Below are 13,405 nucleotides of genomic sequence, written 5' to 3' on the forward strand. Positions count from 1 at the left end.
AAACTGTTTAGGATCTACCGCAAATCTTGCGTCCATGAAAGTCCACGTCGGCGCGGCGGCGACCCCCGAGGAGGCCGAAGCGATAGCGAAGTCGCTCGCCGAACACCTCGGCGTCGACGTCGACGTCCACGTCGGCGACGGGGAGACGCCGGTCGCGAGCGCCGAGCCGTCCGAACCGAGCTACCCGCTCGACGACGACCTCGGGCCGACCGACCGCGAGCGCGACCTCCGCGCCGAGATAGCCGACATCCGCGAGGGCGGCCCGGAGAAGTACCGCGACCGGCTCTCGGAGCAGGGGAAGCTGTTCGTCCGCGACCGCCTCGACCTCTGGTTCGGCGGCGAGGGCGGGACCCGCGGCGCCGGCGACGCGGACGCGGCCGACGGCGACCCGGCGGGCGTGACGTTCGAGGACGGGAAGTTCGCCGCCTTCGACGACTGGCACCCGGACGCGCCCGCGGGCGACGACGGGGAGCGGAACGAGGCGGGCGGCGACCGCCTCCCCGGCGACGGCCTGCTGACGGGCGCCGCGGAGTTCGAGGGTCGCGACGTGCACTTCATGGCCAACGACTTCACCGTGAAGGCGGGGTCGATGGCGTCGAAGGGCGTCGAGAAGTTCCTCCGGATGCAACAGCGCGCGCTGAAGACGGGGAACCCGGTCCTCTACCTGATGGACTCCTCGGGCGGCCGGATCGACCAGCAGACCGGCTTCTTCGCCAACCGCGAGGGGATCGGGAAGTACTACTACAACCACTCGATGCTGTCCGGCGCGGTGCCGCAGATCTGCGTCCTCTACGGCCCGTGTATCGCCGGTGCCGCCTACACCCCCGTCTTCGCCGACTTCACCGTGATGGTCGAGGGGATGTCCGCGATGGCGATCGCCTCCCCGCGGATGGTCGAGATGGTCACCGGCGAGGAGATCGACTTAGACGACCTCGGCGGCCCGCGCGTCCACGCCGAGGAGTCCGGCTCCGCGGACCTCATCGCGCGCGACGAGGAGCACGCCCGCGAGCTGGTCGCCGAGCTGATCGGGTACCTCCCGGACCGGGCCGGCGAGAAGCCCCCGACGCGCGAGACGAAGCCGCCGAAGTACTCGCCCGACGGGATTGACGAGCTGATCCCCGAGGCGCCGAACCGGCCGTACGACGCCCACGACCTCCTCGACCGGATCGCCGACGCCGAGTCGGTGTTCGAGCTGAAGGAGGGGTACGGCTCGGAGATCGTCACGGCGTTCTGCCGGATCGACGGGCGGCCGGTCGGCGTCGTCGCCAACCAGCCGACGGAGCGGTCGGGCGCCATCTTCCCGGACGCGGCCGAGAAGGCGGCCGAGTTCATCTGGACCTGCGACGCCTACGAGATCCCCATACTGTACCTCTGTGATACGCCCGGCTTCATGGCCGGCTCGCAGGTCGAGAAGGACGCGATCTTAGAGAAGGGCAAGAAGATGATCTACGCCACCTCCTCGGCGACGGTGCCGAAGCAGACCGTCGTGGTCCGGAAGGCGTACGGCGCGGGGATCTACGCGATGGGCGGGCCCGCTTACGACCCGGAGAGCGTCATCGGTCTCCCGTCCGGCGAGATCGGGATCATGGGTCCCGAGGCCGCGATCAACGCCGTCTACGCTCGGAAGCTCGCCGAGATAGACGATCCGGAGGAGCGCGCGGCCGAGGAACGGCGCCTGCGCGAGGAGTACCGCGAGGGGATCGACGTCCACCGGATGGCCAGCGAGGTCGTGATCGACGAGATCGTTCCCCCGTCCGACCTCCGCGCCGAGTTGGCCGCGCGGTTCGACTTCTACGAGGACGTTCGGAAGGACCTGCCCGACAAGAAACACGGGACGGTGCTGTGACGTGATCGACGAGGGGGCCACCGCGCCCGACTTCGCCGCGCCGGCGGTCGCGGTCGGACCGGCCGGGCGGGACGCGGTCGGCGACGGCTCCGCGGACCGCGCCGCCGTCGAACTCGCGCTGTTCCGGCTCGTCGAGGCGCACGACGCGGTCGCGCTCCTGTTCGCGCCCGCGACGTTCGTCCCGACGTGTACGGCCGAGCTCGCCGCCGTCCGCGACGCCGGCTGGGACGACCGCGACGACCTCGCCGTCGTCGCGCTCACCGGCGACTCGCTGTACGCCGCGTTCGCGTACGCCGACCGGTTCGACCTCTCATTCCCGGTCGTCGCCGACTTCCACGGCGGCGCGGCCGAGTCGTACGACCTGCTCGCCGACTCGTGGGAGGGCCACTCGGACGTCCCGCGCCGCGCGGCGGTCGTGGTCGACGGCGACTGGACGGTCCGGTTCGCGGCGGCGGCCGACGACGCGCTCGACCGCGTCGACCCCGCGCCCGTCGAGCGCGCGACCGGGGCGCTCCGCGACCTCGGGGTCGACGCCGCGCGGCCGCGGGTGGACTACGACGGGGAGTGGTGAGCGGCGCGGGCCCGGACGCCCGCCGGCGGACGGCGTCGCCGTGGTTATTTGACGCCCCCGCGCCGAGGGGCCGGCATGGAAGCCGCCTTCGCGGAGTACCTCGACGAGTTCACGCGCCGGGACTGGGAGACGCTCGACCCGGCCGCCGTCACCAACCCGGTCCGCGTCGCGGTCGTCGGGCTCGGCTGGTTCGCCCGGGAGTGGGCGCTGCCGGGGATCGCGCGGTCGGCGTACACCGAGGCGACCGTCGTCACCGACGTCGACGCCGCCGCCGTCGAGGCGGTCGCCGCCGAGCGCGAGGCGACCGGCGTGACGCCCGACGAGTTCCGCGCCGGCGCGGTCGCGGACGCATACGACGCGGTGTACGTCGCGACGCCGAACGCGACCCACCTGGAGTACGTCGAGGCCGCCGCCGACCAGGGGAAGGCGGTCCTCTGCGAGAAGCCGCTAGAGGCGACGCCGGAGCGAGCGCGCCGGCTCGTGGCGGCGTGCCGCGACGCCGACGTGCCGCTGATGGTCGGCTACCGGATGCAGACGGATCCGGCCGTCCGGCGGCTCCGCGACCTCATCGACGCGGGCGTCGCGGGCGACGTGGTCGGCGTCCACGCGACGATGACGCAGACGATGCTCGGCGAGCTCGGCGGCGACCACGACCAGTGGCGGCTCGACCCGGACCGCTCCGGCGGCTGCGCGGTCATGGACCTGGGGGTGTACCCGATCAACACGACGCGGTTCGCGCTCCGCGAGGACCCGGTTCGCGTGTCGGGCCGCACGCGCTCGGAGCACGCGGCGTTCGCCGACGTCGACGAGCACGCGACCTTCAGGCTGGAGTTCCCCGGCGGCGTCGACGCGCAGTGCTCGGTGAGTCAGAACGCCCAGCACGCGAGCCGGCTGGAGGTCACCGGCACGGACGCCAGACTGATCTTGGACCCGGCGTTCTACGAGCGCGAGGACCGCGGCTTCGCCGTCGTCCGGGACGGCACCCGGGTCGACGTGGAGTTCGACCAGGTCCACCAGATCGAAGCGGAGTTCGCGTACTTCGGCCACCAGCTGCTCGCGGGCGAGCCGTTCCACGCCGACGGTGAGCACGCGCTCACCGACAGCCGCGCGCTCGCCGCCGTCTACGAGTCGGCCGAGACGGGCGAGCCGGTCGCGCTCGGCGACGCGGCGTAACCTCGGGCCCGCTACTGCTCGATCCCGTACACGTCGCTCGTCCAGTCACGGGCCGGGGTGTCGTACACCGGCCGATCCCGGTCGCGCCCGTCGAGCCGCCGCCGATCGGCGTCGTCCAGCTCCCAGTCCATCTCGGCGTTGGCCCGGACGTGTTCGGGAGTCGACGAGCGCGGGAGCGGGACGACGCCGCGGTCGATCGCCCACCGCACGACGACCTGCGCGGGATGCCTGTCGTACTTCTCGGCCAGTTCCGCGACGACCTCGTCGCCGAACACGTCCGTCCGCGCGAGCGGCGCCGCCGCCTCGACCACGGTGTCGGTCTCGCGGCAGTACTCGACGAGGTCCGGGCGCTGGAACCACGGGTGGAACTCGATCTGGTTCACCGCGATGGGGGCGTCCGAGATGTGGTGCGCGCAGCTGAGCTGGTACGCGCTGAAGTTCGAGACGCCGATGTCGCGGACGAGCCCGCGGTCGCGAAGCTCGGCCATCGCGCGGAGCGTCTCGCGCAGCGAGATGGCGGGGTTCGGCCAGTGGATCAGGTACAGGTCGAGGTACTCGACCCCGAGGCGGTCGAGCGACGCCTCGCACGAGGCGATCACCGACTCGTAGTTGAGGTTCTTCGCGAGCACCTTCGAGGTGAGGAACACGTCGTCGCGGTCGACGCCGCTCGCCGCGAGGGCGTCGCCGATGGCCTCCTCGTTTTTGTACCCCTCGGCCGTGTCGATGTGGCCGTAGCCCGCGTCGAGCGCCGCGCGGACGCTGTCGACGGTCTCGCGGTCGTCGAGGTCGTACGTGCCGAGTCCGAGCGCCGGTAGCTCCGCGCCGCTCGGGAGCGTCTTCGTTGGAACGGTCACGCGACAGGGGTTCGCCGGATCGCCGATTGAAACTACCGGTCGGGGAACGCTCCCCGATCAAAAGATGCTGTGGCGCGCGCCCGTGAGCGCCCGCCGGGCGCGAGCGGCGCGTGCGAGGGAGTCGGCCGACCGGAGGGAGGCCGACGAGGCTGGGGAGGCGCGAGGTGCGGCTGCCGTGCGAGGCGGGGCGGACTCAAAGGGGCAGCCGCGAGGCGGGCTGAGGCGACGTAAGCACCACAGCGAGTGAACGGAGTGAACGAGCGAGGAGCGCAGCGAGAGTCAGCCCGCCTCGCGGCTGGGGCTTTGGAAGTGTTCGCCACCGCTCAGTCGTCCGGTTACTGGCTACTGATAGCGTTCAAATCTCTCTCGGTGATTTTGCTCACTTCGTTCGCAAAATGCACCGGCCGAGACTCCCGCGAGCGCAGCGAGCGGGAGTCAGGCCGGGGCACGACTGAAAGGAGTGCACCGGCCGAGATTTGAACTCGGGTTGCAACCATGGCAAGGTTGCGTGATACCACTACACTACCGGTGCGTGCTTCGCATCCGATTGTAGCCCGGGTCGGAGATATAAGGGTTCCGAACGAGCGCCGGCGGAAGGGTCATCGGCGTCGCGCCCCCACGTCGATCCGAACTCGAACGATGCCCGACTCTTCCGACCGCATCGACAGACGCACCGCCCTCCGCGCGGCCGGCGGGCTCACCGGCGCCGCCGCCCTCCAGACGCTCTCGGGCTGTCTCGGCGACGGAACCGGAAGCGGCCCCAACGACGACGGGAGCGACGCCCCCGACGAGGACCCTCTGCCGGACGACGGCGGCGACGTGGACTACGACGTCGAACATGTCGCCGAGGGGTTCGAGAACCCGTGGGGGCTCGCGTTCCTGCCCGGCGACGGTCGCCTGCTCGTCACCGAGCGCCCGGGGCGGCTCTCGCTCGTCGACCCCGCTGACGGGACGATGGAGTCGATCGCGGGCGCGCCCGAGGTGTTCGCGGCGGGACAGGGCGGCCTGCTCGACGTCGCGGTCCACCCCGACTACCCCGCCGACCCGCGCGTGTACCTGACGTACTCGGCGCGCGCCGCGGACAGTCCGGCCGGCGACGGCGCGGAGGGCGCGACCACTCACCTCGGCGCCGGCCGGCTCTCGCTCGACGGCGACGCGCCCGCGCTCGACGGGTTCGAGGCGCTGTTCGTCGCCGAGCCGTTCCGCGGCACGGATCTCCACTTCGGGTCGCGGGTGACGTTCGGCCCCGACGGCGCGCTGTTCGTCACCGTCGGCGACCGCCGCGACACCGACTTCGGACCGGACCACGTCTCGCAGGACCGCTCGAACGACCTGGGCGCGACGCTGCGGCTGACGCCCGACGGCGACCCCCACCCCGAGAACCCCTTCGCCGGCGACGCGGACGCCGCGGACGCGCTGTACAGCTACGGGCACCGGAACCCGCAGGCGATGGCGGTGCGGCCCGAGACGGGCGCGGTCTGGCAGTGCGAGCACGGCGAGCGCGACGGCGACGAGATCAACGTGATCGAGGCCGGCGGCAACTACGGCTGGCCGGTCGCCAGCGAGGCGTGCCGGTACGGGACCGACGATCCGGTCGCGCCGGGGCACGGCGAGCGCGACGGCGTGACCGCGCCGGTCCACTACTGGCCGTGCGGTTCCGGGGGCTTCCCGCCGAGCGGCGCGGTCTTCTACGACGGCGACGCGTTCCCAGAGTGGCGCGGGGACCTGTTCGCGGGCACGCTCGCGGCGCAGTACCTCGGGCGGTTCACCGTCGACGGCGACGGACAGGACGCGGTCGTGACCGAGCGCGAACCGCTGCTCGACGACCGGGAGTGGCGCATGCGCGCGGTCGCGGTCGAGCCCGAGACCGGGCACCTCTACGTCGCGGTCGACGCCGGCGACGCGCCGGTCGCCCGGATCGTCCCGGCGTGACCTCGACCGCTCGGGTCGTTCGGGATCGGCCCCGGTCACCGCGGTGACGGTTGGCACGATTCGGAGGCCAGATCCCGCGCCAAACCCCGTGTGAACGCGGCACAGCCCGAAATCGGGACCGCTATCCTTTTACGGTGCCGTCTGAAATCGAGGTGTACAGTCTCGCCACGATGCGTACCGAAGACGGGCTCACGATATGTGTTCCGTCTTCGCTCGTCCGGGAGGCCGAGGACGACCGCGAGGCGACTCGCAAACTCGGCTACGTCGCCCGTGCGGCGGCGGTGTTCCGGGCGGATCGGCTCGCCGTCTTCCCCGACAGGGAAGGCGAGGGTCGACGGGGCGGGGAGTACGTCCGCACCGTGCTGGGGTACGCCGCGACGCCGCCGGAGCTCCGAAAGGACCTCTGGGGGCAACGCGACGAGCTCCGGTACGTCGGCGTGCTTCCCCCGCTCCGCGTGCCGTGGCGGACCGGCTCGACCCCTAGCGGGGGAGAGTCGAAAACACAGGGACTCGTGACCGAGGTCGGACCTGAAGGCCGCGTCCGGGTCAATTCCCCGCTGCGGGAACACCCGATCTCCCTGCTCGTCCCCTCCGGAATGGAGGTCGAGCGGGGGGAGCGCGTCACCATCAGGGTCTCTTCGAGAGAACCGGTCCGCGCCCGCATCACCGGGAAGCCGGAGGTCGGCTTCCAGGTCGTGGCCGCGGACCTGTCGGAAGCGCTCGCCGGCGACGGACTGGCCGTCGCGACGTCGCGACACGGGGCGGAACTCTCCGTCTCGCGGCTCGGCGACCTCGTCTCGGACGCGCGGGAGGCCGGCGGCTACACCGTCGCCTTCGGCGCGCCCGAGCGGGGGCTTCCGGAGATGCTCGGGCTCTCGCCCGACCGCATTCGGGCGGCCGTCGCCGACGGCCGCTCGGTCGAACCCGATCCGGGGTTCGACCTCTGGCTGAACACGATCCCGGCACAAGCGAGCGAGGTCGTCCGGACGGAGGAGGCTCTGTTCGCGACCCTCGGCTCGCTCACACTCACGGAGTAAACACATGCCACAACCAAGCCGACCACGAAAAGGCTCGCTGGGCTACGGCCCGCGCACCCGCGCAGACAGCGAGGTGCCGCGCATCCGTTCGTGGCCAGACGACGACGGGGCCCCTGCGCTGCAGGGATTCGCCGGCTACAAGGCCGGGATGACCCACGTCATGATGGTCAACGACGAGGCGAACTCGCCGCGTGAAGGGATGGAGGAGGCCGTCCCCGTCACCGTCGTCGAGACGCCGCCGATGTACGCCGTCGCAGTCCGAGCCTACGAGGACACGCCGTACGGACAGAAGCCGGTCGAAGAGGTCTGGGCGACCGAGTTCCACGAGGAGCTCGACCGCGCGCTCGACCTGCCGGCGGAAGACACCTTCGAGGAGAACGCCGACGAGCTGCGCGCGCTGCTCGACGACGGCGTCGTCGACGACGTGCGCGTCATCACGCACACGGCGCCCTCGGAGCTCTCGAACGTCCCCAAGAAGAAGCCCGACGTCATGGAGACGCGCGTCGGCGGCGGCTCCCTCGAGGAGCGCGCCGACTTCGCGCTGGACCTGGTCGCCGAGGGCGGCGCCCACGAGTTCGGCGACGTCTTCCGCGCCGGGCAGTACACCGACGTCTCCGGCATCACGAAGGGGAAGGGGACGCAGGGTCCCGTCAAGCGCTGGGGCGTTCAGAAGCGGAAGGGCAAACACGCCCGCCAGGGATGGCGGCGCCGGATCGGCAACCTCGGTCCGTGGAACCCCTCCCGCGTCCGCTCCACCGTGCCCCAGCAGGGCCAGACCGGCTACCACCAGCGCACCGAGCTCAACAAGCGCCTCATCGACTTCGGCGAGGGGTCGGACGCCTCCGTCGACGGCGGCTTCGTCAACTACGGCGAGGTCGACGGCGAGTACGCGCTCATCAAGGGCTCGCTGCCCGGACCGGACCAGCGTCTGCTGCGGTTCCGCCCGGCCATCCGGCCGAACGACCAGCCGCGCCTCGACCCCGAGGTCCGGTACGTTTCCACCGAATCCAACCAGGGATAACCAATGAACGCAACAGTACACGACCTGGACGGCGACGAGGCGGGCAGCATCGAGCTGCCGGCCGTCTTCGAGACCGCGTTCCGACCGGACCTCATCGGTCGCGCGGTCGGCGCCGCCCAGGCAAACCGGAAGCAGGCCTACGGGGCAGACGAGTTCGCCGGGCTGCGGACGCCCGCCGAGTCGTTCGGCTCCGGGCGCGGGCTCGCGCACGTGCCGCGACAGGAGAACGTCGCCCGCCGCGTCCCGCACGCCGTGTCGGGCCGCGCCGCGCACCCGCCGAAGGCCGAGAAGGACCAGTCGAAGCAACTGAACGACAAGGAGCGACAGCTCGCCATCCGGTCGGCCATCGCGGCCACGACCGACGCCGAGCTCGTCGCCGAGCGCGGTCACGCGTTCGACGAGGACCTCGACCTCCCGCTCGTCATGAGCGACGAGTTCGAGGACCTGAAGAAGACCCAGGAGGCCCTGGGCGTCCTCGAGGCCGTCGGCGTCGACGCCGACATCGAGCGCGCCGAGGAGGGCCGCTCCGTCCGCGCCGGACAGGGGAAGGCCCGCGGCCGCAAGTACCGCCAGCCCAAGTCCGTTCTCGTCGTCACCAGCGAGGAGCCGTCCCGCGCCGCCCGCAACCTCGCGGGCGTCGACGTCGCGACCGCTCGCGAGGTCAACGCCGAGGACCTCGCGCCGGGCGCGCATCCGGGCCGACTCACGCTGTGGACCGAAAGCGCCGTCGCGGAGGTGGCCGACCGATGAACTCGATCATCGAGCATCCGATCGTCACCGAGCAGGCGATGAACGAGATGGACTTCAACAACAAGCTGCTGTTCCTCGTCGACGTCGACGCGACCAAGCCGGAGATCACCTCCGAGGTCGCCGAGCGCTACGACGTGGGCGTCGCGAACGTCAACACGCAGGTGACGCCGCAGGGCGAGAAGAAGGCGATCGTCACCCTGTCGGAGGACGACGACGCGACCGAAATCGCCTCGCGCATCGGGGTGTTCTGAGATGGGACGACGAATCCAAGGACAACGGCGCGGACGCGGCGGCCCGACGTTCCGGGCCCCCTCGCACCGTTACAAGGCGGAACTGTCGCACAAGAAGCTCGAAGACGTGGACACGATCACCGGCGAGATCGTCGGGATCGAACACGACCCGGCCCGCTCGGCCCCCCTCGCGGAGGTCGAGTTCGAGGACGACGACCGTCGCCTCGTGCTCGCCCCGGAAGGCGTGCGCGTCGGCGAGACGATCCAGGTCGGCGTCTCGGCGGAGATCAAGCCGGGCAACACGCTCCCGCTGGCGGAGATCCCCGAGGGCGTACCCGTGTGTAACGTCGAGAGCAACCGCGGGGACGGCGGGAAGTTCGCGCGCGCCTCCGGCGTGTCCGCGACGCTTCTCACCCACGACCGCGACGTCGCGGTCGTCCAGCTCCCCAGCGGCGAAGTGAAGCGGCTCGACCCCCAGTGCCGCGCCACGATCGGCGTGGTCGCGGGCGGCGGCCGGACGGAGAAGCCCTTCGTCAAGGCCGGCAACAAGCACCACAAGATGAAAGCGCGCGGCACCAAGTACCCGCGCGTGCGCGGCGTCGCGATGAACGCCGTCGACCACCCCTTCGGTGGCGGTGGTCGCCAACACCCCGGCCAGCCGAAGTCCGTCTCGCGGGACGCCCCGCCGGGACGCAAGGTCGGTGACATCGCATCCAAGCGCACCGGACGAGGTGGCAACAAATGAGTTCAGACTACCGAACCGGCCGCGAGGGCAAGGAGTTCGCCTACCGCGGTCACTCGCTCGACGAGCTGCAGGAGATGGACGTAGAGGAGGTCGCGGAACTGCTCCCCGCACGCCAGCGGCGAAGCATCGTTCGCGGTCTCAGCACCGAACAGCAGAAGCTGCTGGAGACGGTCCGGAGCCGCGACAAGGAGACGACGGCGGACGACCCGATCCGGACGCACCTGCGCGACATGCCGGTCCTGCCGGAGTTCGTCGGCGTCACCTTCGCCGTGTACAACGGACACAGCTTCGAGCGCGTTCAGGTCGAACCCGAGATGATCGGGCACTACCTCGGTGAGTTCCACCTCACCCGAAGCACCGTCGAACACGGTCAGGCCGGCATCGGCGCGACCCGGTCCTCGAAGTTCGTGCCCCTCAAGTAACCCATGGGAATCAACTACAGCGTCGAGGCCGACCCGGAGACCACCGCCAAGGGGATGCTCCGCGACCGGCCCATCAGCGTGAAGGACAGCAAGGAGATCTCCCGAGAGATCAAAGGCGAGACGGTCGCCGACGCGGAGGAGTTCCTCCAGGAGGTCATCGACGAGGAGTCGTCCGTCCCGATGCGCCAGCACAACGCCGGCGCGGGACACCGCTCCGACGTCGACGGCTGGGACGCGGGACGGTACCCCGAGAAGGCCGCCAAGGACTTCCTCAAGCTCTTGGAGAACGTCAAGAACAACGCCGACGAACAGGGGTTCGACGGCGAGGAGATGGTCATCAAACACGTGGCCCCCCACAAGGTCGGCGAGCGACCCGGCCGGAACCCCCGCGCCGCGGGCGCGACGGAGTGGAACACCACGCTCGCGGACGTCGAACTGATCATCGAGGAGCCGGAGGCTGACAACTAATGGCTGACGAACACCAATTCATCGAGGACGGCCTTCGCCGTTCCCAGATCAACGAGTTCTTCGCGGACGAGCTCGGCCGCGCCGGCTACGGCGGGATGGACGTCGCCCAGACGCCGATGGGCACCCAGATCGTCCTGAAGGCCGAAAAGCCCGGCATGGTGATCGGGAAGGGCGGGAAGAACATCCGCAAGATCACCACCGAGCTCGAGGAGCGCTTCGACATGGACGACCCGCAGATCGACGTTCAGGAGGTCGACGAGCCCGACCTGAACGCCCAGATCGTCGCGGACCGTCTCGCGAACGCCCTCGAACGCGGCTGGTACTTCCGGAAGGCCGGTCACACCACGATCGACCGCATCATGGACGCGGGCGCGCTGGGCGCCGAGATCGTCCTGTCCGGGAAGGTCACCGGTGCGCGCTCGCGCGTCGAGAAATTCAACCGCGGCTACATCAAGCACAACGGCGAGCCCGCAGAGGAGGTCGTCGACCACGGCCAGGGCGTCGCCGTCATGAAGCTCGGGACGATCGGCGTCAACGTCAAGATCATCCCGCCGGGTGCGACGCTCCCGGACGACTTCCAGGTCCGCGAGGACGCCGAGGTCCCGGAGGTCGAGCAGGCGGCGGTCGACGCCGACGCCGACGAGGGCGTCGAGTCGCTCCTCGAAGAGGACCCCGACGAGGTCCCGGACGTGGGCGGCGACGCCGACGTCGACGTCCCCGACGAGGACCCCGCGGAGGTCATCGACGAGGAGGTCGTCGAAGAGGTCGTCGAGGAGACCCAGGAGACGGCCGCCGAGGCGACCGACGTCGCCGCGGAGGAACCGGTCGACGAGGACGTCGACGCCGACGAGCTCGACGACCTCGACGAAGAGATCGAGTCCGAGGCGGCCGACCTCGTCGCGGAGATGGAGGCGGCCGACGAGGAAGACGAGGGGGACGAGTAAATGGCGATCCTCTACACCGACGAGATCCGCGACATGACCGCGGCGGAGCGGCAGGTCGAACTCGAGGAGCTCGAGACCGAGCTGCTCAACTCGAAGGCGCAGCGGGCGGCCGGCGGCATGCCGGAGAGCCCGGGCCGCGTCAACGAGCTGAAGAAGACCATCGCGCGGATCAAGACGATCCAGGCGGAAGAAGGCGACTTCGACGACGAGGAACAGTAAGATGATCTCCCCCGACACGCTCGTTCGACACGAGCTCGTCGGCCTCCCGGTTCGGGTGGTCGACGCCGACAGCGACGCCCACGTGGGCATCGCGGGTCGCGTGCTCGACGAGACGTTCGGCACCCTCGTGGTCCGGACGGGGTCGGGGGACAAGCGCGTGCCCAAGTCGGGCGCGACGTTCGAGTTCGGCGTCGTCGAGACGCCGACCGCTCGCACAGATGAAGCCGCCGGCGACGGAGGGTCGCCGGGGTCCGCGTCCCAACTCGGGTCGGATACTACGGGGGTCCGCCCCCGTCAGTCTGGCCCGTCCGGGTCCGAAAGCGCCGTCGACGGTGACGGCGCGGGCCCGGCGAGCCGACGAGGCGAGTGCAAAGACGCGGTCTACGCGACGGTGGATGGCGATCGGTTGCGACATCGGCCCGCCGAACGCACCGAACGAGGTGCCACACAATGGCGATAGGAATCGACGTACCCACGCCTCCGGAGCCAGACAACCCGGAGGATTACGACTACGAGAAGTGCCCGTTCTACGGGCAGCTCTCCGTCCGCGGCCAGACCCGCGAGGGAACGGTCGTGTCGACGGATATGGAAAAGACCGTCATCGTCGAGCGAGAGTACGACGTGTTCGTACCGAAATACGACCGGTACATGAAGCGTCGCTCGCGCATCCCGGCCCACGTGCCGGGCGTGCTCGACTCGCTCGAAGTCGGTGACGAAGTGAAAATCGCGGAGACGCGACCGCTCTCGAAGACGAAGTCCCACGTCGTCGTCGAGATCCTGTCGGGTGATCAGTGATGGAGGCGCTCAAGGCCGACGTCACGCAGGGGCTCTCGAAGGGCTCGCTGATCACGTGCGCCGACAACACCGGCGCCCGTGAGCTGAAGGTGATCTCCGTGTCGGGCTACTCCGGCACGAAGAACCGCCACCCGAAGGCGGGGATCGGCGACAAGGTGACCGTCTCGGTCACCAAAGGGACGCCGGAGATGCGGCGGCAGGTGCTGGAGGCGGTCGTCGTCCGCCAGCGCAAGCCGATCCGCCGTCCGGACGGCACGCGCGTGAAGTTCGAGGACAACGCGGCCGTCATCATCGACGACCTCGAGGAGCCGCGGGGCACGGAGATCAAAGGCCCCGTCGCCCGCGAGGTCGCCGAACGATTCGGGAGCATCGCCTCGACCGCGACGATGATCGTCTAA

At 70.4% G+C, this 13,405-nt stretch carries 17 protein-coding genes and 1 tRNA gene; 16 read left to right on the top strand and 2 right to left on the bottom strand.

Going from position 1 to position 13,405, the window contains the following annotated elements; translation table 11 throughout:
- Nucleotides 1-34: 34 nt before the first annotated feature.
- The 3 genes from EXE48_RS06155 to gfo6 all read left to right on the top strand — a co-directional run bounded on the left by EXE48_RS06155 (nt 35) and on the right by gfo6 (nt 3,590).
- A complete protein-coding gene (locus tag EXE48_RS06155; RefSeq protein WP_137710997.1) occupies nt 35-1,846 on the top strand; it encodes an acyl-CoA carboxylase subunit beta in 1,812 nt (603 codons plus the stop codon).
- 1 nt (nt 1,847) lies between these two features.
- Nucleotides 1,848-2,417, top strand: a complete 570-nt coding sequence (locus EXE48_RS06160; RefSeq protein ID WP_137705199.1) for a redoxin domain-containing protein — start codon at nt 1,848-1,850, stop codon at nt 2,415-2,417.
- 75 nt (nt 2,418-2,492) lie between these two features.
- Entirely contained in the window at nt 2,493-3,590 is a 1,098-nt protein-coding gene (gene gfo6, locus EXE48_RS06165; RefSeq protein WP_137707305.1) for a D-xylose 1-dehydrogenase Gfo6, read from the top strand.
- Between the two features lie 11 nt (nt 3,591-3,601).
- Here gfo6 and EXE48_RS06170 read toward each other — a convergent pair whose 3' ends face one another.
- Both EXE48_RS06170 and EXE48_RS06175 read right to left on the bottom strand, forming a co-directional pair.
- Nucleotides 3,602-4,444, bottom strand: a complete 843-nt coding sequence (locus EXE48_RS06170; protein WP_121600036.1) for an aldo/keto reductase — start codon at nt 4,442-4,444, stop codon at nt 3,602-3,604.
- A 461-nt stretch (nt 4,445-4,905) separates the two neighbouring features.
- Nucleotides 4,906-4,976, bottom strand: a tRNA-Gly gene (locus EXE48_RS06175).
- 107 nt (nt 4,977-5,083) lie between these two features.
- Between EXE48_RS06175 and EXE48_RS06180 the strand changes: the two genes are divergently transcribed.
- From EXE48_RS06180 to EXE48_RS06240, 13 genes are all read left to right on the top strand, one after another.
- Entirely contained in the window at nt 5,084-6,376 is a 1,293-nt protein-coding gene (locus EXE48_RS06180) for a PQQ-dependent sugar dehydrogenase (protein WP_137710998.1), read from the top strand.
- Nucleotides 6,377-6,546: 170 nt separating this feature from the next.
- On the top strand, nt 6,547-7,413 hold the full coding sequence (locus EXE48_RS06185) for a putative RNA uridine N3 methyltransferase (protein ID WP_053770982.1): 867 nt from the start codon (nt 6,547-6,549) through the stop codon (nt 7,411-7,413).
- A 4-nt stretch (nt 7,414-7,417) separates the two neighbouring features.
- Nucleotides 7,418-8,434 carry a 50S ribosomal protein L3 gene (locus EXE48_RS06190; RefSeq protein ID WP_137705196.1) on the top strand — a complete coding sequence of 339 codons (1,017 nt, stop codon included), beginning with the start codon at nt 7,418-7,420 and terminating at the stop codon, nt 8,432-8,434.
- A gap of 3 nt (nt 8,435-8,437) precedes the next feature.
- Nucleotides 8,438-9,184 (top strand): 50S ribosomal protein L4, encoded by a 747-nt coding sequence (rpl4p, locus tag EXE48_RS06195; RefSeq protein ID WP_137710999.1) that lies wholly within the window; start codon nt 8,438-8,440, stop codon nt 9,182-9,184.
- Nucleotides 9,181-9,435 (top strand): 50S ribosomal protein L23, encoded by a 255-nt coding sequence (locus EXE48_RS06200; RefSeq protein ID WP_053770515.1) that lies wholly within the window; start codon nt 9,181-9,183, stop codon nt 9,433-9,435. Before rpl4p ends, EXE48_RS06200 begins: the two co-directional genes overlap by 4 nt.
- Before the next feature lies 1 nt (nt 9,436).
- Nucleotides 9,437-10,159, top strand: coding sequence for a 50S ribosomal protein L2 (locus EXE48_RS06205; RefSeq protein ID WP_049897897.1), 723 nt, complete (start codon nt 9,437-9,439; stop codon nt 10,157-10,159).
- Nucleotides 10,156-10,581, top strand: coding sequence for a 30S ribosomal protein S19 (locus EXE48_RS06210; protein ID WP_053770516.1), 426 nt, complete (start codon nt 10,156-10,158; stop codon nt 10,579-10,581). The genes EXE48_RS06205 and EXE48_RS06210 overlap by 4 nt, the downstream gene beginning before the upstream one ends.
- A gap of 3 nt (nt 10,582-10,584) precedes the next feature.
- Nucleotides 10,585-11,049, top strand: a complete 465-nt coding sequence (locus tag EXE48_RS06215) for a 50S ribosomal protein L22 (RefSeq protein WP_053770517.1) — start codon at nt 10,585-10,587, stop codon at nt 11,047-11,049.
- Entirely contained in the window at nt 11,049-11,993 is a 945-nt protein-coding gene (locus tag EXE48_RS06220) for a 30S ribosomal protein S3 (RefSeq protein WP_053770518.1), read from the top strand. Before EXE48_RS06215 ends, EXE48_RS06220 begins: the two co-directional genes overlap by 1 nt.
- Entirely contained in the window at nt 11,994-12,212 is a 219-nt protein-coding gene (gene rpmC, locus EXE48_RS06225) for a 50S ribosomal protein L29 (protein WP_121563060.1), read from the top strand. It abuts the gene before it with no gap.
- A 1-nt stretch (nt 12,213) separates the two neighbouring features.
- A complete protein-coding gene (locus tag EXE48_RS06230) occupies nt 12,214-12,672 on the top strand; it encodes a ribonuclease P protein component 1 (protein ID WP_053770520.1) in 459 nt (152 codons plus the stop codon).
- A complete protein-coding gene (locus EXE48_RS06235) occupies nt 12,663-13,007 on the top strand; it encodes a 30S ribosomal protein S17 (protein WP_053770521.1) in 345 nt (114 codons plus the stop codon). Before EXE48_RS06230 ends, EXE48_RS06235 begins: the two co-directional genes overlap by 10 nt.
- Nucleotides 13,007-13,405, top strand: coding sequence for a 50S ribosomal protein L14 (locus EXE48_RS06240; RefSeq protein WP_004597429.1), 399 nt, complete (start codon nt 13,007-13,009; stop codon nt 13,403-13,405). Before EXE48_RS06235 ends, EXE48_RS06240 begins: the two co-directional genes overlap by 1 nt.

Origin of the sequence: Halorubrum sp. ASP1 (assembly GCF_005435135.1) — an archaeon.
Classification (GTDB): Archaea; Halobacteriota; Halobacteria; order Halobacteriales; family Haloferacaceae; genus Halorubrum; species Halorubrum tropicale.

Excerpts from the sequence above, each read along its gene's own strand:
- EXE48_RS06155 (WP_137710997.1), top strand. The coding sequence starts at position 35 with ATGAAAGTCCACGTCGGCGCGGCGGCGACCCCCGAGGAGGCCGAAGCG.
- gfo6 (WP_137707305.1), top strand. The coding sequence starts at position 2,493 with ATGGAAGCCGCCTTCGCGGAGTACCTCGACGAGTTCACGCGCCGGGAC.
- EXE48_RS06180 (WP_137710998.1), top strand. The coding sequence starts at position 5,084 with ATGCCCGACTCTTCCGACCGCATCGACAGACGCACCGCCCTCCGCGCG.
- EXE48_RS06185 (WP_053770982.1), top strand. The coding sequence starts at position 6,547 with ATGCGTACCGAAGACGGGCTCACGATATGTGTTCCGTCTTCGCTCGTC.
- EXE48_RS06190 (WP_137705196.1), top strand. The coding sequence starts at position 7,418 with ATGCCACAACCAAGCCGACCACGAAAAGGCTCGCTGGGCTACGGCCCG.
- rpl4p (WP_137710999.1), top strand. The coding sequence starts at position 8,438 with ATGAACGCAACAGTACACGACCTGGACGGCGACGAGGCGGGCAGCATC.
- EXE48_RS06200 (WP_053770515.1), top strand. The coding sequence starts at position 9,181 with ATGAACTCGATCATCGAGCATCCGATCGTCACCGAGCAGGCGATGAAC.
- EXE48_RS06205 (WP_049897897.1), top strand. The coding sequence starts at position 9,437 with ATGGGACGACGAATCCAAGGACAACGGCGCGGACGCGGCGGCCCGACG.
- EXE48_RS06210 (WP_053770516.1), top strand. The coding sequence starts at position 10,156 with ATGAGTTCAGACTACCGAACCGGCCGCGAGGGCAAGGAGTTCGCCTAC.
- EXE48_RS06215 (WP_053770517.1), top strand. The coding sequence starts at position 10,585 with ATGGGAATCAACTACAGCGTCGAGGCCGACCCGGAGACCACCGCCAAG.
- EXE48_RS06220 (WP_053770518.1), top strand. The coding sequence starts at position 11,049 with ATGGCTGACGAACACCAATTCATCGAGGACGGCCTTCGCCGTTCCCAG.
- rpmC (WP_121563060.1), top strand. The coding sequence starts at position 11,994 with ATGGCGATCCTCTACACCGACGAGATCCGCGACATGACCGCGGCGGAG.
- EXE48_RS06230 (WP_053770520.1), top strand. The coding sequence starts at position 12,214 with ATGATCTCCCCCGACACGCTCGTTCGACACGAGCTCGTCGGCCTCCCG.
- EXE48_RS06235 (WP_053770521.1), top strand. The coding sequence starts at position 12,663 with ATGGCGATAGGAATCGACGTACCCACGCCTCCGGAGCCAGACAACCCG.
- EXE48_RS06240 (WP_004597429.1), top strand. The coding sequence starts at position 13,007 with ATGGAGGCGCTCAAGGCCGACGTCACGCAGGGGCTCTCGAAGGGCTCG.